16 protein-coding genes are annotated in these 18,541 nt (G+C 51.4%); 3 read left to right on the top strand and 13 right to left on the bottom strand.

Translation table 11 applies throughout. The features are described from left to right. Positions 1-19: 19 nt before the first annotated feature. The 3 genes from ACFVVF_RS21960 to ACFVVF_RS21950 are packed head-to-tail and all read right to left on the bottom strand — an operon-like array spanning position 20 to position 3,001. Positions 20-232 (bottom strand): hypothetical protein, encoded by a 213-nt coding sequence (locus ACFVVF_RS21960; RefSeq protein ID WP_387814227.1) that lies wholly within the window; start codon positions 230-232, stop codon positions 20-22. 13 nt (positions 233-245) lie between these two features. Continuing rightward, a complete protein-coding gene (locus ACFVVF_RS21955) occupies positions 246-1,442 on the bottom strand; it encodes a Ger(x)C family spore germination protein (RefSeq protein WP_387814226.1) in 1,197 nt (398 codons plus the stop codon). Beyond that, the gene (locus tag ACFVVF_RS21950) at positions 1,439-3,001 is read right to left on the bottom strand and encodes a spore germination protein (RefSeq protein WP_387814224.1); all 1,563 of its coding nucleotides are present in this window, start codon (positions 2,999-3,001) and stop codon (positions 1,439-1,441) included. Before ACFVVF_RS21950 ends, ACFVVF_RS21955 begins: the two co-directional genes overlap by 4 nt. A 196-nt stretch (positions 3,002-3,197) precedes the next feature. Here ACFVVF_RS21950 and ACFVVF_RS21945 point away from each other — a divergent pair, with 196 nt between their 5' ends. The 3 genes from ACFVVF_RS21945 (at position 3,198) to ACFVVF_RS21935 (ending at position 6,261) form a co-directional block, all read left to right on the top strand. Further along, positions 3,198-4,727: an MDR family MFS transporter gene (locus tag ACFVVF_RS21945; protein ID WP_387814315.1), complete on the top strand. Its 1,530-nt coding sequence runs from the start codon at positions 3,198-3,200 to the stop codon at positions 4,725-4,727. 143 nt (positions 4,728-4,870) lie between these two features. After that, on the top strand, positions 4,871-5,497 hold the full coding sequence (gene cysC / locus ACFVVF_RS21940) for an adenylyl-sulfate kinase (protein WP_387814313.1): 627 nt from the start codon (positions 4,871-4,873) through the stop codon (positions 5,495-5,497). A 2-nt stretch (positions 5,498-5,499) separates the two neighbouring features. Next, complete coding sequence (locus tag ACFVVF_RS21935; protein ID WP_387814222.1) at positions 5,500-6,261, top strand: sulfotransferase family 2 domain-containing protein; 762 nt, start codon at positions 5,500-5,502, stop codon at positions 6,259-6,261. Between the two features lie 41 nt (positions 6,262-6,302). Here the strand turns inward: ACFVVF_RS21935 and ACFVVF_RS21930 are convergent, their stop codons facing one another. The 10 genes from ACFVVF_RS21930 to ACFVVF_RS21885 all read right to left on the bottom strand — a co-directional run bounded on the left by ACFVVF_RS21930 (position 6,303) and on the right by ACFVVF_RS21885 (position 18,515). Beyond that, entirely contained in the window at positions 6,303-6,752 is a 450-nt protein-coding gene (locus ACFVVF_RS21930) for an acetyltransferase (RefSeq protein WP_387814221.1), read from the bottom strand. 144 nt (positions 6,753-6,896) lie between these two features. Continuing rightward, the gene (locus ACFVVF_RS21925; protein ID WP_387814220.1) at positions 6,897-7,745 is read right to left on the bottom strand and encodes an NAD-dependent epimerase/dehydratase family protein; all 849 of its coding nucleotides are present in this window, start codon (positions 7,743-7,745) and stop codon (positions 6,897-6,899) included. 480 nt (positions 7,746-8,225) lie between these two features. Beyond that, positions 8,226-9,686 (bottom strand): Sapep family Mn(2+)-dependent dipeptidase, encoded by a 1,461-nt coding sequence (locus ACFVVF_RS21920; protein ID WP_387814218.1) that lies wholly within the window; start codon positions 9,684-9,686, stop codon positions 8,226-8,228. Further along, complete coding sequence (locus ACFVVF_RS21915) at positions 9,687-10,532, bottom strand: carbohydrate ABC transporter permease (RefSeq protein ID WP_387814216.1); 846 nt, start codon at positions 10,530-10,532, stop codon at positions 9,687-9,689. It abuts the gene before it with no gap. Beyond that, positions 10,529-11,416 (bottom strand): carbohydrate ABC transporter permease, encoded by an 888-nt coding sequence (locus ACFVVF_RS21910; protein WP_387814214.1) that lies wholly within the window; start codon positions 11,414-11,416, stop codon positions 10,529-10,531. The genes ACFVVF_RS21915 and ACFVVF_RS21910 overlap by 4 nt, the downstream gene beginning before the upstream one ends. Positions 11,417-11,515: 99 nt before the next feature. Continuing rightward, positions 11,516-12,805, bottom strand: a complete 1,290-nt coding sequence (locus tag ACFVVF_RS21905; RefSeq protein ID WP_387814212.1) for an ABC transporter substrate-binding protein — start codon at positions 12,803-12,805, stop codon at positions 11,516-11,518. A gap of 23 nt (positions 12,806-12,828) precedes the next feature. Beyond that, positions 12,829-14,163 carry an ABC transporter substrate-binding protein gene (locus tag ACFVVF_RS21900; protein ID WP_387814210.1) on the bottom strand — a complete coding sequence of 445 codons (1,335 nt, stop codon included), beginning with the start codon at positions 14,161-14,163 and terminating at the stop codon, positions 12,829-12,831. Positions 14,164-14,234: 71 nt separating this feature from the next. Beyond that, positions 14,235-15,419, bottom strand: a complete 1,185-nt coding sequence (locus tag ACFVVF_RS21895) for an acyl-CoA dehydrogenase family protein (protein ID WP_387814208.1) — start codon at positions 15,417-15,419, stop codon at positions 14,235-14,237. Positions 15,420-15,540: 121 nt separating this feature from the next. Then, the gene (locus ACFVVF_RS21890) at positions 15,541-16,740 is read right to left on the bottom strand and encodes a response regulator transcription factor (RefSeq protein ID WP_387814206.1); all 1,200 of its coding nucleotides are present in this window, start codon (positions 16,738-16,740) and stop codon (positions 15,541-15,543) included. After that, on the bottom strand, positions 16,737-18,515 hold the full coding sequence (locus ACFVVF_RS21885; RefSeq protein ID WP_387814204.1) for a cache domain-containing sensor histidine kinase: 1,779 nt from the start codon (positions 18,513-18,515) through the stop codon (positions 16,737-16,739). Before ACFVVF_RS21885 ends, ACFVVF_RS21890 begins: the two co-directional genes overlap by 4 nt. Positions 18,516-18,541: the final 26 nt, after the last annotated feature.

Below are 18,541 nucleotides of genomic sequence, written 5' to 3'. Positions count from 1 at the left end.
CTTTCGGTTAGCCCGCCCTTTAGCCTGTCGTCCCTCCAAATGCGAATTTCAATAGGCCGAACGGGTTCGGAAGCTCCGTCTCCAGAGCCAAGGCAATGAATAAGCCGGAGCCTATGAACAGCAGGATGAGGAAAACGGCCAGCTCCCGTTTGCGTTTCCGTTTGACAAGTCCCGGCACTTCCAATCCGATGGCAGCTGCGGCTAATGCCAGCACAGCAAAGACTGATGACATAATCGCAGCTCCTTTACTTCAAGGTCGAATTGCCGGTCGTTCCCGTTTTGCGGATTAAAAGCTTGATCTTATAGGAGATTTTAATATCCGGCAAATAGGTGTCGTTCCAATCTGTTTTCACTTGCTTCCACACGGATGGATGATCCTTTTGGAGCTGAGCGCCAAAACCCAGAAAATCAGATTTCATTGACTTTGATCTCTTCACTGCCGCTTCGGCATGTCCTCGAATGATTTTTCCAGCCTCAAGCTGCAGCTTCTTGATCGTGGCAGGGTCAGAAATGTCAACATCTCGACAGCCCCTATCGACGATATTGCCTTCCGATCGGATATGTATCGTAAACTCCGGCTCTCCCCCGACGATTTTCGATTCAATACTGGCATTGGAAGAGGTAACCTCAATTCCGATATACGTATCTTTTTTGCAAGGAATTTCAATCGATGTGCTTTGCAGCTTATTGGTAACATCCGTAAAGCCTTTGCTTTCGGTCTCATTCAGCCAGCCAACCAGCTTGTCGCCTTTGAAGGCAGCGATCCCCTTGTAGCGGTAGCGGCTTTGCGGAAGAAAGGTCTCGACGTTTTTTTTGGATTCCGCCATCTCCTGACTGCCGATCAGCTTGATGCCTGTCAGTGTCAGCTCAATTCCATCGGCAGACAGCTTCTTAAGCACATCATCCATCGTAACGGAAACAGTTGGCGCCCAGTTTTTCTCAGACGTTTCAAGCGACCTCAGCATGCTGTTGGTCGGGAGCTTATCGAGAGGTGTATACAGTTTTAGTATATTTTCCGCTCTCGTCCCTCTCGCAACGACAAGGTTGAAATCCATTCTCTGCTCGTTGTCGCGGAGGGCATTGTCAATAAAATCGCCGATTCCCATTCTTGCCAGTTCTTCGCTTATGACATACAGCTGCAAATGTCCCATGTATACCTTCCGGGGCGCTTCTGCTGTCAAAGACCTCGCAGCTTCCAGCATCGTCTTGCCACGACCTTGATACAGGGTGCTGGGAGGGCGCTCTCCGCCTCTTTTTTGCGCGGAAATCTCACTAGGATTGACAACCTGAAACGATACGAGATATTCGCCATCCACCCAATCGAAGCCAACTCCAAGCACGATAAGCAGCTCGTTCAGCTCCCTCCGGCTCCAGCAGCCGCTAAGCATCAGCAAACAAAGCAGAACTACTGTCGTTTTATAAAATATCCCGTGCCCCCTCATGGTCTGCGAAGCCTTTCTGAACCGCCTGCAACAGATGTCTTCGGACGCTTGAACTGCAGCCAGCGAGGCAATCGCAACAGCGAATCATCCATTTCTACCGATTCAAGCGGAGATATTGGGGCCATATAAGCTTCTCCAAAGGAACGCAGCGAGCAGAGATGCAGCAGCAGGACGAAAAAAGCCATAATAATGCCGAACAGTCCGAAGCTGGCGGCGACCATCATAAACACAAACCTTAATATCCTGACGGGAATCGACATACTGTACGCAGGTACTGTAAAGGTAGAGATTGCGGTTACCGCCACGACGATAACCATCGCAGCCGAGACGATGCCGGCTTCTACGGCAGCTTGTCCGATAACGAGCGTGCCTACAACCGATACGGCCTGACCAATCGCACGAGGCATCCGCAAGCCCGCCTCCCGTAAAATCTCGAACGTCACTTCCATAGCAAACGCTTCGACAAAGGCTGGAAACGGTACGCCTTCCCGTTGTGCGGCCAGACTGATCAAGAGCGAGGTAGGAAGCATATCCCGATGAAATGTTGTAATAGCGATATACAGCGATGGAAACAACAGTGAAATAAAAAAACTCATAAATCTCAGCAGTCTTAGCAAACTCGCATAGATGGAACGCTGGTAATAATCCTCCGTCGATTGAAAGAAGGAAACAAATTGCGTCGGGACCAGCAATACATTGGGCGTACCATCTACCAAAATCGCGACCTTCCCCTCCAGCAGCTGCGATGCGACGCTGTCGGGCAGCTCGGTATTGTACACCGTTGGAAAGACCGAGTATTTCCCGTCCTCTACCAATTCTTCAATGTAGCCGCTGTCCAGTATGCTGTCAATCTGAATGGCCTTCAGCCTGGAGCGTGCTGTATCGATAACGGAGGTTTTTGCAATACCTTTAATGTACATCATCGTGACATCGGTTTTCGTCACGGTGCCAATCGCATAGGTTTCAAGTCTCAGACGGGGATCCTTGATTTTCCGCCTGACTAAAGCTGTATTGGTCCGCAGTGTTTCATTAAAGCTCTCTCTCGGTCCGCGAATGGACGTCTGATTCGTCGATTCGGAGATGTCCCGGCTTTTCCATTGGCGAATATCGGCAGAGTAAGCACAATCGCTTCCTTCCAGCAAAATGACGGCTTCGCCTGATAAAAGACATCTATAGAAGGAACCCATGTCCGATACCGTCCGGATTGAACCAACACCAATGAGCAATTCTCTTGCCAAAGCAGTCTGGTCGCCCTCCAATGGCCGATCTTCCAGACCGGGATCATGAATGCCTCTCATATTCCCGATTAGTACATCCAATATATATTGATTAATAATGACCGAATCCGACATTCCGTCGATATAGACGACTGCGGCTGCGAACGTATTCTTTCCGTCGTATGGAATCTCGCGGACGATAACATCGTCGCTCTCCCCTAAGTCGTGCCGAAGCTGCTCTACATTTTTCTCAATGGTGCGTCTAATGGGGATATGCGCATATTCCGGGTAAACTTGCGATTTATCGGGCTGTCTCGATTGAGGTGATGTCTTCCGTTCCATGAGGCTGCACCTTCTCTCTGCGTTGCATCTACTCCCCATTATGACCATTGGGAAATCCGGCTAAACGCGAACCAAGCGAGAATACGAACAGAATAAGTTTGGTTACCGCATTCAACACTGACATACTGCTGTCAGACTTCGTCCGCTACAATAAGATCATTCAAACGGATCAGCCGGAGAGGAAGATATGAGAATGATGACAACGAAAAACGGAAGTAAAACGGGGTGGATTGTAGCCGGCCTGCTGCTCTCCATCTTGATGGCTTCTATGGACAACACGATTGTCGCAACGGCTATGGGGACAATTGTAGGGGAGCTTGGCGGACTGGATCAGTTCGTCTGGGTTACTTCGGCGTATATGGTAGCGGAGATGGCGGGCATGCCGATCTTTGGCAAGCTGTCAGATATGTATGGACGCAAACGGTTTTTCCTGTTTGGAATTATCGTCTTTATGATTGGCTCCGCCTTATGCGGCACCGCAAGCTCGATCGCAGAGCTTAGTCTGTTCCGCGCGATTCAAGGTATTGGTGCAGGGGCGCTTGTGCCCATCACGTTTACAATACTGCTGGATGCGGTATCCCCTGAAAATCGCGGCAAGCTTATGGGATTGTTTGGCGCCGTATTCGGTATGTCGAGTGTATTCGGACCGCTGCTCGGTGCGTTTCTAACCGACTATTGGAGCTGGCAGTGGATTTTCTATATTAATCTGCCGATCGGTGTTGTTGCTCTGGTGCTGGTCTCCAAATTTTATAAAGAATCAACCGCTCATTCCAAACAGCAGATCGACTGGCTTGGCGCTCTATCGCTAATCGGAGCGATTGTCTGCCTGATCTTCTCGCTTGAATTTGGCGGCAAGCTGTTCGCATGGAATTCACTGCCGATTATCGGATTGCTCGGGGGCTTTATCATCTTGTCCATTCTGTTCATCATTGCAGAAAGACGGGCGATGGAACCGATTATTTCGTTCGCGATGTTTAGAGTACGGCTGTTTGCGAGCAGCACATTAATCGCAGTGCTCAGCGGAGCCGCATTCATTGCCGCTTCAGTCTATCTGCCTATCTACATTCAGGGCGTACTTGGCGGCACGGCTACCAACTCAGGCTTCATGCTGCTGCCGATGATGCTGGGTACTGTCGTAACGGCCACCCTTGGCGGCTTTGTGATGGCACGTCTGTCCTACAGAACGATCCTTGCCTCAACACTGGCTTTGCTAGTCATGGGTCTCGCGCTGCTGACAACCATTTCGGCTGACACTTCACGCCTCGTTATTACCATCTATATGATTATTGTTGGTCTTGGCATCGGTGCTTCCTTCTCTGTGCTGAGCAACGCAGCGATTCAAGATATCCCTCCGACTCAACGGGGTTCTGCCACTTCGACGCTTAATTTCCTCCGGTCGTTTGGAATGATGCTGGGCATAACCGTATTCGGCATTTTGCAAAATCATCTGATGACCCGTAAACTGTCTGACATGTTCCAAGGCGGCGGGATGGCGGACGTTCCGTCAAACGTCAATCTCAAAGATCCCTATGTGCTCATGGAGCCTTCCGCTCGCGCTGCAATTCCAGAAGGCATTCTAGACAAGCTGTTGAACGGCGTCTCCTCTTCGATTACAGACATTTTTCTGTGGGGGCTCATTCCCGCCGTTCTAGCTGTCGGAGCAGCCCTTGCAATGGGACGTAAAAAGCATGACCCGCAAGCTGAAATGGAAGCTTACGGGCATTAAGATCAAGGAGCGGGCTATGAGAGGAGAAACCTCTTGCAGTCCGCTTCTTTTCTTGGAAAAACGGGCGTCTTGTGTCTATATACACTCCCCTTCTCCTTACATAAACTAAGGAAAAGAATGTCTGGAGCGAGGTGAGTGAAGACATGCAGCTTGAATCAGACCGCGTTGCGTGGCATTCCTCCAAAGTAAGCAAACAAAGCAGGCAGTTGTCCAACGGTCACGGCAGCTGCGTATTGTGGTTTACGGGGCTGTCCGGCTCCGGCAAATCGACGCTGGCAGCGGAGCTGGAGCTTGCGCTGCATGAGCTCAATTGCAAGAGCTATGTGCTGGATGGCGATAATTTGCGACTCGGCCTCAACCGGGGGCTGGGGTTCAGCCAAGCCGACCGGTCTGAGAACATTCGGCGCATAGGTGAGACAGCCAGGCTGTTTGTTGATGCCGGTTTCATTACACTGGCCGCAGCCATTACGCCCTACCAAGCCGATAGAGAGCTTCTGCGTACCCGGTTCGGGCAGGATGAATTTATTGAAGTGTATGTCCGGTGTGCGATCGAAGAATGCGAACGGCGGGATCCGAAAGGACTGTATCGAAAAGCGAGGTCAGGCGAGATCCGCCAGTTCACCGGCATTTCGGCTCCTTATGAAGCACCCCGGCATCCGGAGCTTGAAATAAATAGCGAGAAGGTCACTGTAGCGGAGTCAGTCTCTATTCTTCTTAACTATCTTCGCAGCCGGGGCTGCTTGCCTGCTGAAGGAAAGGCAGGCGGATAACCTTGGCGAATGTAAATAACAATGACAGCCTTTTCTTGTTCATGCACATCCCCAAGACAGGGGGAACTTCGCTTACGCAGCTTTTTCTCCACCGTTTCCCTGAACTGGTATACTATTTTGAAGTTGCCGACAATCAGATGCTTCTTCTGGAGAAGCTGCAGGAAGCAGACGCCTTTTGCGGGCATTTCCCATTTGGCCTTCACTGCTTTACGGACCGTCCTTACCGCTATATGACGATGCTGCGGGATCCCGTAGAGCAGATCATCTCCCATTTCTACTTCAAATATAAAAATCCGGACTATCCCGAATCCTACAATATCGGAATAACGTTGGACTACTTTGTTAACGATGATCGTTTTGACCTTGAATATGTCAATTTGCAGACCCGGTTCGTCAGTGGCGAGCTATGTACGACACAGCCTGATCTTGAGCTGGCTAAAGCCAACCTGCGGAATCACTTCCACTTCATCGGCATTACAGAACGGTATGCCGAATCGCAGTTTCTGCTGTCGCGGCAGATGGGCTGGAAGCTGAAGTCTTATCCGAGATTGAATGAGACACCGAATCGCGTGCTGCAAAGTGAGTGTGCGGTAGAGACGATCGAGCGGATTCAAGCGAAAAACGCAGCGGATATGGAGTTGTATCGTTATGCCCTTGAACTGTTGGATCAAAGAATAGCGGAGCTGTCTCCTTCGCAGATGAAGGCGCTCCGCAGATTCTGCAAAGCCTCGCTAAATGATAGAAAAAAGCCCCGCCGGACCTGATATTCAGGGCTCTGACGGGGCTTTCACTCATTTAGTACAGATTATGATGGGCGCAGTTCCAGATGAAGCAGCGGGAACGGCTTGCCGGAGCCGTCCAGCTCTGAACGTCCCGTCTGAACAAATCCGTAATGCCGATAGAAGGCGCAGGCCCCTTCATTTTGTTCATTAACATCGACTTGAAGGACATTTCCCTTCAGCTCCTCGGCATGCTTAAGCAGTGCACGGCCGATTCCTTGGCCATGACGAACGGGATCAACAAACAGCATTTCGACTTTCGTTCCGTCGAGCCCGATAAAGCCCGTTGGTTTGTTAGTTTCATCATAATGGGTCCACAGCTCAACACCGGTCAGCGCTTCATTCCGAACCATTTCGTGGAAAAACTCAATATCTTCTTCCGTCAAAAAATGATGGGTAGCTGTCACCGCCCGATGCCAAATGGCAACAAGCTGCTCATGATCTTCTGCTCGATAAGGGATGATGTTATTGCTCATAATAACTAGAAATCTCCTTTCAAAGAGGCCGTTATAAGACCCGCTCTATGAAATCGATTCTAGCATATTCATACGGCATGTATCAAAAAACGCCATTGGAGGTGGTGCATAAGCTCCCTCCTACGGCTTATATGCTTACAGAAGTCATTCCTTTACATAAGTCCGCCAAGCATGCTTCGGCTGCCAGTTCAATAGCGCCTTCGCCTTCTCATTGCTCAGCAGCGACTCATAGCCTTCGAGCGGCTTGCGGAAGTCATTAACCTCCGGATAGCGGGCAGCCATCAGCTCCCGGCTTGGAATCGCCATACTGGAATCATCCGCCGCCAAATTCAACGCAACGCTGCCTAGTCCATCGGCTTCTATTGCCAGTTGAAACGCCTGTGCCGCATCACGAGTATCAATATAGCTCCAAAGAATACGCTCTCGCTGCTCAGGGTCATGAATAAATTGCGGGAACCGCTCGTACGCTTCAGGCGCGATAACGTTGCCTAGCCGGAACGATACAACCTGCATGCCCGTCCGTCTGTTGAACATATCCGCCGTTTGCTCGTTGACGATTTTGGACAAGCCGTAGCTGTCTTGCGGCAGCTGCGGATGTGCCTCATCAACGGGTACATATTGCGGTCCAATCGGATGCTCCGCGAATACGAGTCCATACGAGGATTCACTGGAGGCGATAACTGCCTTACGGATGCCGAGCCCTGCCGCTGCTTCCAATACGTTATAAGTAGACATTACATTATTATGGAAAGTCACTTCATTCGGATGAGAGTAGGCTACCGGTATAGCCGCCAGATGAACTACGGCATCTGCACCCGCCAATATGCCATATACCTCGCCCAGGTTATTCAAATCAACAATGACCGTGCGGCTAACCGGTTCTGCCGGATGCTTCACGTCGGCATTCAGCACCTCATACCCTTGCTCTGCGAAATGCTTGACTACCCACTTGCCCAGCATGCCGCTGCCGCCTGTTACAACTACCTTTGGCACTTGCAGTCACTCCTCTAGTCAGGTTGCGGGCTTCAACTGCTGCCCTGCACTTCCATTCTAGAGAAGTTTGTCCGGATTTGTAAGTAGGGAAAACAAAGTCACTATATTATAGAAAGTTTAGTTAGTATACAATAGGTTACTATTGTTCAGCGGATCCCCATATTGTCCATTTCCAACCGTTTTGAGATAAACAAAACAGACAGAAAAGCACTCAAAACAAATCAAAATGTGTTCGCCGATTTACCGGCGATTAATGGCATCAAAATGTAAATGTGCAGGTTGATCGGGCTAAAACGTACCGAATGAGCCAAAATATTAGGTTTCAACTGTACTTTTGCATTTTGATCACTTTTTCAGGTCTTTTTGGGCACATCAAAATGTACGTTTACATTTCAAGTTGTTGTCGAAGAAGTCTATCAAATCGCCCGCCCTCTCACACATAAAACAAGCCCTTTCATCCTCAGATAAAAGGGCTTTTGCCTAATCCGGCTGCATCGCCTCGTTCAATGCGATAAGCGCCATGACGTAAATTTTCAATGCCGTTAATAGATTCGGTATCGATTGCGCTTCATCCGGGCCGTGAATTTGCCCGTGACCGGCAGGCATGCCCAGCACGCCAATATCTGCTGGTAATCCGGGGCCGAAGGCAACAGCGTTCGGGATTTTCCGGGCGTAAGTTCCGCCACCCATGACGAAGGGCTCCGTCTGCGTTCCCATTACCCGGTTGAACGTATCGTTCAACAGCCGGACCTCGGCAGCATCTTTATTGCCGCGATTCGCTTCATTAATATGAACGCTTGCCAGCTTGAAGCCGCCAGCTTCGGCTGATTGGCGTAACGAAGCTAATAAGGCTTGAGCTTCGGCTGTAATGGGATAGCGAATGTTGATCGCGAGACGAACCTCGCCATCCTCCAGTCTTCCCACCGCTCCCACGCAGGTCAACTCGCCGGATAGCTCATCGGCACATGTGATACCGAGTGCTGCGCCGTCATTGGTTGCGCAGATCGAGCGAATGAAGCGGAACGCGCTATCGTCAGCGTCCTCCAGCAGCCCCGCAGACAAAACAGCATCCAGCAGCAGGTTAATGGCATTAACCGAGACCGAAGGAAATGCGGCATGGCCGGAGATGCCTGTTGCAGCTAGCTTTACCACTTCCATCCCGTTTACCACAGTCCGCGCAATTACGATGGACGCCGGCAAATGCTCCAGCTTGCCCGCCAACGCATCATCCCAGCGCAGTGTTAGTTCCGCATCGCCCGGCACGATGTTGGAGGCGCTGCCCGCCCGGAAATCGACGACAGCGCTGCTCCCGCTCTTCCAATCTGCGGAAGCCAGCTCCGCCTCGATAATGCCCTTCTCCCCGTAGCAGACCGGAAACCCGCTGTCCGCCACAATATTGAAATCCGGCACGTCATGATGCTCAACAAAATAAAGGGCGTCCTCCATGCCCGCCTCTTCCGAACAGCCGACAATTTGCTTCACTGTATAATGTAGCGGAATTTGCAGCTCCTTGATGCAGCGCAAAGCATACAACACAGCGACCGCAGGCCCTTTGTTGTCCTGCACGCCTCTGCCGATCAGAAAATCACCCTTCCGTGTAGACTCGAACGGAGGATGAATCCAATGCTCGCCGGCCGGGACGACATCCACATGTCCCCAAATGCCCACGCTTTTACCCGCCCGCTGCTGTCCGGCTTCAATCACACCGCAGCGGTAATCAGCGTTGAACGTCTGGAAACCATACTGCCCGCCCAGCGTCAGCATCGTCTCCAGTGCTTCCGCGCAAGCTTCGCCATAAACTTTCGGCTCGGCGCTTACCTCTGCTACGCTCGGAATCGCTACAAGCTTGCCGATATCGGCAAGCAATTGCTCCCGGTGCGCCTCGATCCACTCATCAATTCTCGCTTCCAGCATAACGGCGCCTGCCCCTTTCCACTTCAATTAACCTTTTACCGCACCCTCGGTCAGTCCTGCAATAATGTGCTTTTGCCCAAAGGCATAGACGATAATAATCGGGAGCATCGCCAGCAAATAAGACGTAAATGCCATCGTATAGTTGAAGGAATACTCGGTCTTGAAATTGTATTGGAACAGCGGCAGCGTCCAGAACTCTTTTGCCTTATTGAGCAGCAGCAACGGCAGCATGAAGTCGTTCCAGAACCACAGAGCGTCCATAATAACCAGCGTTACCAGCATCGGGGCAATGAGCCGCAGAATGATCGAATAGTAAATTTGAAACGTGCTGCAGCCGTCAATGCGGGCTGCTTCTTCAATTTCCGCCGGCATTTGCTGGATGTAGTTGACCAGCAGAAATACGCCCCTCGTCAAGCTGAGCGCTCCGTACAAAATAATAAGGCCAAACGGATTCAATAGCTGAATGCCGGTCATGATTTTCGTAAGCGGCAGCATGATAACTTGGAACGGTACAAACAAGCCCAGCAATAAATAGAAATAAATGATTTTATAATAGGTTTTATGCGAGTTTCTCGCTATCGCATAGGATACGGTCGGATTGATCAGCACGACTAGGAGAATGGCAAAGAACGTAATATAGGTCGTATTCCATACATAACCCCAATACTCGCCTTTGGACAATAGCTCGGCATAATTGTTGAAGTTCAGGCTCTGCGGCAGCGCAAAAAAGTTTTTTCCCGCTTCCGGCAGCGTCTTGAAGGAGTTCGTGAGAACGAGATACAGCGGACCAAGTATGATAATAATGCCCAGCGCCAGAACGACGTTGCGAAGTATTCTCCAGCCCAAGCCTTCGGATTTGATTGTCAGCCTCATTTTCCGTTCACACCGCCTTTACGGGATAGCCAGATCTGGACAAATGACAGGACGGCGATGATGACGAACAGCACGACCGACTCCGCATTGGCCATTGCGAATTTCATATTTTGGAAGGCATCGTTGTAGATCATAATGCCAATCAGGTTGCTCGCCTTAATTGGCCCGCCTCCGGTCAGCGTATAAGCATAATCGAAGGAAGTAACCCCCGCCTTGATCGCCAGTACCATGTTGACCGTAATCGTCGGCACGAGAAACGGCATCGTAATGAACCGGAACCGTTTGAATGTCGAGGCGCCATCGATCCGGGCAGACTCGTACAGCTCATCCGGCACTGACTGCAGTCCCGCGATAAAGATAAGCGTAGGCAGCGCCACCGCCTGCCAAATGTTGACCAGCACAATCGCAATCAACGCATACTTTGGACTCGCCAGCGGGCTTTGATATAAAGCTGCAATATTCAGCGCCTCGCCGATTTTCGGCGCGATCCGGTAAAACATCTGATCCCAGATAAGGGACAGCGTAACGGCGCTTATCATCGCCGGCAAGAAAAAGACGGATTTGGTAAACGTCTTAAAGCGCTTGAGTGAATTCAAGCTGATTGCCAGCAGCAAGGATAATACCATCACGCCGATGACGAGCATCAACGCATATTTGCCCGTAACCTCAAGCGACTGCCAGAAGTTCGGGTTTTTGAACAGACTCAAATAGTTATCAAAACCTATGTAATTGTAACTTTTGCTAATCCCGTTCCAATCCGTAAAGCTGTAATTGATGCCGACGATGACGGCATATACGAAAAAGAACGAATACAAGATGACCGCAGGAAGCGAAAACAGGAAATAAGTAAAACGGTCCCATGAGAAGACTATCTTTTTGTTCATGCCGCACCTCTGTTCCTTTGGATTCGGATAGAAATAGGAAGGGGACAACTATTGAATTGTTGCGCTTCAAATGATCGTCCCCTTGCTTCTTACGGCGCGTTAGTTCGCGGCGTTTAACTTAATCGTAGCGTCGATATTTTGCAAATATTTCTCCACGCTTTGCTTCTCCAGCAGGAATGCCTGCGTCGTGCTGTACAGCTCTGTTACGATGTTGCTTGGAATCGTGGAAGCCATCCAGTCATGCACTTGGCCTTTGTTGATGAAATCGAGCAGCGGCTTCAAGTTGGCATCATCATATACCGTGCCCTCGATAATGGAAGGCTCCCCGGACAGATCGGACCATTTTTGCGCAACTTCCGGACGTGCAAGATAGTTAATGAACGTAATCGCTGCTTCCTTCTCCTCTGGCTTCGCTTTCGCGGATACGGAGAGAGCCGCGTTCACACCGCTGAGCACATTTGTCGTCTCAACCGTATCATTCGGCAGCGGGAATGCCCCGAATTTCAGGTCCGGATTCGCAAGCTTAATGTTGCCGCGGCCGTAAGAGCCGGAAATAATCATCGCCACCTGGCCGTTAGCGAAAGCTTCTTGCATCATCGCCGTGCTAGCGCCAGCTGCATCTTTATTGGCGTAAGTGAACAGCTCGTTCAGCTTGTTGCCGAATGCGAGGAATGCCGGGTTGTTCGCCACTTGAGCTTCGCCTTTGGCAACCTTCACCATTTCCTCTACGCCGCCTGGCACGTAAGCGATGTTCGTCGCTTGGAAAATGTGACCGACGTCTTTAATCGGCAGGTAAAGCGGAGTTACGTCGCTCGCCGCAAACTTTTTGCAGGCTTCGATAAATTCGGCATACGTCGTCGGAATAGCAACGTTGTTCTTCTCGAACAGCTCGATATTGTAATAGACGGCCATGTAGTTGCGGGCATACGGGAGCGAGTAATATTCGCCGTCTTCCGCAGGCGTCATCGCCAAGTACGATTTATTCACTTTCTCGATGAACGGCTGTCCGCTCAGCTTCTCGATATAGCCGTTTTTCACTTTTTCTTTAAATTGCAGTTGAGTCGGCCAGTCTGTGAACAACGGAGGAATATCGCCGGAAGCGACTCTCGCTGTCAGCACCTTAACAGAGTCAGGCACGGTGTTCATCTCGATTTTAATATTCGGATATTCTTTGGAAAAGTCCTCAATAACTGCCTTGTAGGCGCTCTGAATCGCTTCTTCCCCTTGCTGCTGGAAAAACTCGATCTTCACAACGCCGTCGCCCGAAGCTTTACCGCCGTTGCTATTAGTGCTGCTCTCGTTATTCGCTGCTTTACCGCAGCCGGCTGCTACAATCGTAAATGCAGCCAGCAACAGGCAAATCAACGTGAACTGTATTTTTTTATTCATCGTCGTCCTAGTCTCCATTCTCATTATGGTGTCGGATTTGACTGGCCGGACAGCTTGCCCGCAGCCTCGCTTCGGAAACGGGCAGCGCCTGCCTCCGGAGTAATCCGCTTATACAAAATTTCCCGCTGCAGCGAGTTGAACAGCTTAACCAGCTCAGCCCCGGCCGCCGATTCCGGCGGATCGATCGGGCTTCCCCGCTGCTCCACCAGAGCGAGGTAATCCAGTACCTTTCTTTGCGTTAAAGAAAGGGAATCTTTAATGCTGGCAATAACGGTAGGATTGTATGGCAGTCCAAAATAACCGCTTAACGATTTCGCCGCCTCAATATTGTTCGTGAAAAAATCGATGAACAGCGCCGCTTCATCCGGATGTGCCGAGCTCCTCGCGATTCCGTGGTAGAAGGACGGCTTAATGTACATGCCCCGCTCTCCCGATCCCGGATACATGGCAAGTCCGATCGGGAAGCCAAGCTGATTTTCCATAATATCGATCTGATTGCTCCAATACGTCTGCGCACCAAACGCCGTTAAGCCTTTTGGAAAGGCCCCGTCATCCAATCCCCTCGTGCTTTGCTCCAGCGCCGCTGTGCTGACAAGATCCTCATCCATCCAGCGCAGCTGCTGCTTGAAGAAGGCGACGAATAATTCGTCATCCTCATACCCTAGTCCGCTCCGCGAGCTGTTGTACAAGGATTTGCCCTGCTGTCTCAGCCACACCTGAAAGTGCTTGAAGGTCAGCGTCGTATCTCCGTATACGCCGGTACGCTGCTTGATCATCCGAAGATCGTCTTCGTATTGCTCCCAAGTATAGTCCGGGCCGGGCGGCTCCACCCCTGCCTCTTCCAGCAGCCTCGGATTGTAAAACATAACGAGTGCATTATTGCCGATATTAATGCCATAAGTGAGTCCGTTGACGGTTGCTCCCTGATTATGAACCGGATGGCTTGACCGCAGGTCAATGACATTCGATTCAATATACGAATTCAAAGGCAGCAGCAAATCCTTCTCGATATATTCTGAGATATCGGTGTAGTCGATGCGGATGATGTCGGGCAGGCTGTTCGTCGCCGCCATTACCGACAAATTGCCGGTATACGCGTCGCCCCAGAAATACTCCGCCTTAACACGGATACTCGGATGCGCCTGCTCGAACAATCGAATGACCGCTTCATTCTTCTCGACCGTCAATTGGGAGTTGGCCCAATAAGTCATTCTCAGCGTTACGGGCTCCGGACTTTCAGACGCACGGATAGAAGACATCCGTTCCCGGTCGAATACCGAGCCCGTGCCCATTGCGCTCATGCATAGCGTCAGAACGACCGCCACCAGCAGCAATATTCCGATTCCGATTTTCCTCATGTGCACCATAGCGCTGCTTCCTTTACGAATAAACTTACTGCCCTTCCGCAATTTAAGTCTCAGCTTCCGTTCTAGTCCGTTTCGGCGATAGCCCGGTTGGCTAGATTCGTCAGTACGATGTCGTCCATCGGCGGATTGTGCAAGCCCGCTCTAACGTCCCTGTACATGCGCTCCAATGGCAGGCTGCGGGACAGGCTGAGGCCTCCGACGATGCGCATCGCCTGATCCACAATACGAACGGCCGCATTGGTCGCGATGTACTTGGCCAAGCCGAGATCAGTTCGCAGAGAAGCCCGGTTGTCCGGCTCCTTATCCCAGCGGTCCGCCGTTTGATACAGATAGCTTCTGGCGGTAATGAGATCGATCTCGATCTGCGCCAGCTGGCGCTTCACATTAGGCAGCTCTGCGATCGGAACGGTCAGCGAGTTCGGCTTATGCTTCCGGGCGAAGGCCAGTGCAAAATCGCGGGCACCATATGCAATTCCGATATAGCAGGCCGGAATATGCAGCATCGTGCCTTCAGTCGGAGCAGACGGCGTACCCGCCGCAGACTGCTCCAGTCCGCGAATCGTCTCCGCGTCCGGGACGAATACGTCCTGCAGCAGGACGTCATGGCTGCCGGTCGCCCGCATGCCCATCGTATTCCACGTCTCAGCGACCTCTACGCCAGACCCGCTTCGCACGAGGAAGGCGCCGACCTTGTCGCTGCCTTCGATTCCCGCCGTTACGACGAACTGCTTCAGAATCGGACTAAGCGTACTGAACGTTTTGCGTCCGGTAATCAGCCAGCCGCCTTCTGTACGTCTAGCCGTCGTCTCCGGTCTGCCGCCGCGGGTCGGACTGCCGGTCGCCGGCTCGCTTGCCAGCTCGTTAATGACGACGCCGTTCTGGACAACGTCATTGCAAAGCTGTGCATAGAGTGATTCCGGCCATGCGCGGGACAGCCGCAGCTGCATCATCATATGAAGATGCCAGCCGACAGCAAGTGCCGTAGAGCCGTCTCCGCGGGCTAGCCGCTCCTGCGACAGCACCATTTCGTACGCCGATGCTTCTTCTCCTCCGTAGGTGTGCGGGACGGTCAGCTTCAAATACCCCGAATCCTTCAGGTCTTCAAAGTTCTCATACGGAAACGATCCCTCCAGATCATGCTTGGGAGCTCTCTCCGCGAATATCGACGCAAGCCGGTCCGCTCTTGCCGCGATTTCCGCTTCGCGTTCATTGCGGATGAATGCATCTGGTGTACCGGGTCGAGTCATGTTCACCCCTACCGCCTTTCCCATATTTCTGATGAATTTACTGTGCTTTATACCTATATTAAGCCTAATACCTATTCGAAAATAGGTAAAAAACCGTACTCTTTGTTGTAAAAATCCGTTCTTATTCCGACACGCCGCTTATCCGTTTCCGGTATTCGGCAGGCGAGCAGTCATAGATCTTCTTGAACACATTGGCAAAATATTGCGGGTCCTGCTCGAAGCCGCACCGCTCCGCGATTTCATACATTTTCAACTGCGGCAGCGACTCGATTAGCTCCTTCGCCTTCTCCATCCGCTTGACCGTCAGATAACGGGTATACTTCTCCCCCGTATCCTGACGGAACAGCTTGCCCAAATATTCAGAGTTCAGGAACAGGTGATGCTGCGCCAGCCATTGCAGCGATAATTGACGATTGTCCAAGTGATCATCGGTTAACTGCTTAATCCGGGCGATGACCCGTGAACGCTTATCCGAGCGCAGCTGGCCCTCTATAATGGCAGACAGCTCCTCCGTTATATAGTGCTGAATCTCCTGCAGCGTCTTCATTTGCCAGATGCGGACACCGTCACTTTCCTTCTTATAGCCAAAAGCAAGCGCCGCCTCCTTAAAGACAGCGTCAAGCAGCTCCATACAGCGGCCTGTCGCAAACTTCGCCTCTGGTCGCTTCTCGTACAGCGCATGGAAAAATACGGCCAGGCCGCTCTTGGCCTCCGCTGCCTCGCCGTTCCGAACTGCGGCCGCAATGGCCCGCACATATTCATCCTCTTCAGCGGACCAGACCGCTGCATTCGCAGCAGCCACAGGTTCATGGTCACCAGAGACTGCCTCTCCGCCTTCGGCCGCTGCATAAAATGTATTCACACGAGCCTGTTGACTGATGCCGCCGCTCTCGGCCAACTGCTGCTGCATCCCTTCCCACTCGCGCTCCTTACTCCGATGAACATCAAGCTCTGCTGTCACCTCATGCAGCACCTCGATAATTTCCTCTTCATTGCTTGGCTTCAGCAAATAGTGCTTAACCCCGAACTTCATCGCCTGCGCGGCCAGCTCAAACTCCCCATAGCCCGACAGGACGATGAAGGCGGTGCCGGAAAACTCCGATTGCGTCTTCTGAATAAGCTCCAGACCGCTTAACTTCGGCATCTTAATATCGGTAATGACGATATCCGGACGCTGCTCTGCAATTGCCTGGTAAGCCAACAGACCGTCCGGCGCCGTTCCCGCAAGCGTCAGTCCAAGCGACTCCCAATCGATCATTTCGGCGATCCCTTCGCGGATCATCCGTTCGTCATCTACTACCAGCACTTTATAATTGCTCATCCCGCTGCCTCGCTCTCCGTGATGACCGGCAAAGATATCCGTATTGTCGTTCCTTGATCCAGTCCCCGATGAATGCTAATCCCGTATTGATCCCCATACAGCAGATGGATTCGCTCGTGGATACTCCGCAAGCCAAACCCTCCGCTTGACTTCCCTTGCTCTTCCTTGCTGCTTCCGGCACCAGCGGCTGCAGATGGCCTGCCCTCGGCCGCATCCAAATAACTGGCGTCCATACCCGGTCCGCGATCTGTAATCCATAGATCAAGCCGGTCGCCGAATCTCTCGCCGCTGATCGATATCTCACATTCGCCCGTCATCTCATCGATGCCGTACTTCATGCAGTTCTCCACAATCGGCTGCAAAATCATGCTTGGCAAATACAGCTCCTGAAGCTCCTTGGCAATCTCAATTTCATAGCGCAGCCGGTGCTCAAACCGGAATTGCTGAATCGAAAAATAGTTGTTCAGATGAGTGATCTCATCCCCAAGGGTGACGATTTCCTTGCGGCTAATCGTATTGCGCAGCATGTCGCCAAGCGCCTTGACCATTTTCGAAATGGCAGCTTGTCCGTTCCGTCTAGCCAGCCAGTTAATCGAATCTAGCGTATTATATAAAAAATGCGGATTCAGCTTCGCCTTAAGCGTCTCGTATTGCGACTCCTTCAGATGAATCTGCTTCACATAGTTTTCTTTAATCAGATGATCAAGCCGGTCCGCCATCTTTGAGAAATTAATCGTAAGCAGACCGATTTCATCCGGCTTCTTCACCGGAACAGGGTGGATGGAGGAGAAATCCCCTTTCTCTACTTTAGCCATCCGAAGCGTCAGCTCCTCCAGCGAGCGGGTTATGCTTCTGGAGAAAATAAGTCCAAACCAGATGAGCACGGCGAAGATACATCCGTACAAGACGAGCAATATCCGCCTCATAAAGACCGCGGCTTCGAATAACGATTCATACGGAACAAGATGAATGAACGTCCAGCCTGTATAGGTAAGCGTTGAGTAGGTTGCCAAATATTTATGATTTTTCACGCTAAGCATGCTGTACGGCTCCGGGTTTCCCGCTTTCTCTCCATTGCGGAAGCCGGCCGGCAGCTCGACAGACAAAGCTTCGCCCGTGTCGGAATAGACCGGCTTCTCTCCATCCTGAATGATGAGCGAGGTATTGTAGCGGGTGCTCTTCTTATCCTTCAAGCTAACCACCTGGCTGGCTTCCACCCGGATAATAAGCGTACCCAGCGGCTGCAAGTCCATATTCTGAACGGCGCGGATTTGCCGTACCGACAAAAACGTCATCGGCTCCTTGCCCCCGACCCAATAGCTGGCACCGGCTTTATCGGCCGCTAGGCGGAGCATCTCCGAGTCATGCGCCGGCACCGGGGCATCAGCGAGCGAGCCCGCCAAATATTCATTGCCGCTCGTATCCACGATTACAATCGACTTAATCGAATAGTCGTGAAACGGATAGGTGAGCAGCTTTTGCTTCAAGGCGCTGACCGCTGTCAAATATTCCAGCGTCCCTTTTTCATGCTTGATCTGCTTCAGCCGCTCTTGAATATCGGGATCACTGACGAGGGTGAGCGTAAACTTGTCGATCTCGTTCAGTTTCTCTTCCATCCGCTCCGAATACAAATAAAGCTTGTCGCTCGCTTCCTCATAGACAAGCCGTTCATATAATGTCTGCATTCTTTGAACATACAGCAGGCCGACAAAACTAATGGCAACGGCCCCGATAATGACGAACAGCACCAGCTTGTGCCGCAGCTTGAGTTTCATGGCTCACCTTCCCTAATGATGGAGAA

The sequence above is a fragment of the Paenibacillus sp. NPDC058174 genome, from assembly GCF_042883865.1.
Classification (GTDB): Bacteria; Bacillota; Bacilli; order Paenibacillales; family Paenibacillaceae; genus Pristimantibacillus.
The sequence above is the reverse complement of the archived record's forward strand: the minus strand, read 5'-3'. Positions and strand labels throughout refer to the sequence as shown.

What these genes read in the sequence shown, in the direction of transcription:
- ACFVVF_RS21900 (WP_387814210.1), bottom strand. Translation starts at nt 14,163, where the DNA reads ATGAGGAAAATCGGAATCGGAATATTGCTGCTGGTGGCGGTCGTTCTG.
- ACFVVF_RS21930 (WP_387814221.1), bottom strand. Translation starts at nt 6,752, where the DNA reads ATGAGCAATAACATCATCCCTTATCGAGCAGAAGATCATGAGCAGCTT.
- ACFVVF_RS21960 (WP_387814227.1), bottom strand. Translation starts at nt 232, where the DNA reads ATGTCATCAGTCTTTGCTGTGCTGGCATTAGCCGCAGCTGCCATCGGA.
- ACFVVF_RS21910 (WP_387814214.1), bottom strand. Translation starts at nt 11,416, where the DNA reads ATGAACAAAAAGATAGTCTTCTCATGGGACCGTTTTACTTATTTCCTG.
- ACFVVF_RS21885 (WP_387814204.1), bottom strand. Translation starts at nt 18,515, where the DNA reads ATGAAACTCAAGCTGCGGCACAAGCTGGTGCTGTTCGTCATTATCGGG.
- ACFVVF_RS21915 (WP_387814216.1), bottom strand. Translation starts at nt 10,532, where the DNA reads ATGAGGCTGACAATCAAATCCGAAGGCTTGGGCTGGAGAATACTTCGC.
- ACFVVF_RS21955 (WP_387814226.1), bottom strand. Translation starts at nt 1,442, where the DNA reads ATGAGGGGGCACGGGATATTTTATAAAACGACAGTAGTTCTGCTTTGT.
- cysC (WP_387814313.1), top strand. Translation starts at nt 4,871, where the DNA reads ATGCAGCTTGAATCAGACCGCGTTGCGTGGCATTCCTCCAAAGTAAGC.
- ACFVVF_RS21950 (WP_387814224.1), bottom strand. Translation starts at nt 3,001, where the DNA reads ATGGAACGGAAGACATCACCTCAATCGAGACAGCCCGATAAATCGCAA.
- ACFVVF_RS21890 (WP_387814206.1), bottom strand. Translation starts at nt 16,740, where the DNA reads ATGAGCAATTATAAAGTGCTGGTAGTAGATGACGAACGGATGATCCGC.
- ACFVVF_RS21895 (WP_387814208.1), bottom strand. Translation starts at nt 15,419, where the DNA reads ATGACTCGACCCGGTACACCAGATGCATTCATCCGCAATGAACGCGAA.
- ACFVVF_RS21945 (WP_387814315.1), top strand. Translation starts at nt 3,198, where the DNA reads ATGACAACGAAAAACGGAAGTAAAACGGGGTGGATTGTAGCCGGCCTG.
- ACFVVF_RS21905 (WP_387814212.1), bottom strand. Translation starts at nt 12,805, where the DNA reads ATGAATAAAAAAATACAGTTCACGTTGATTTGCCTGTTGCTGGCTGCA.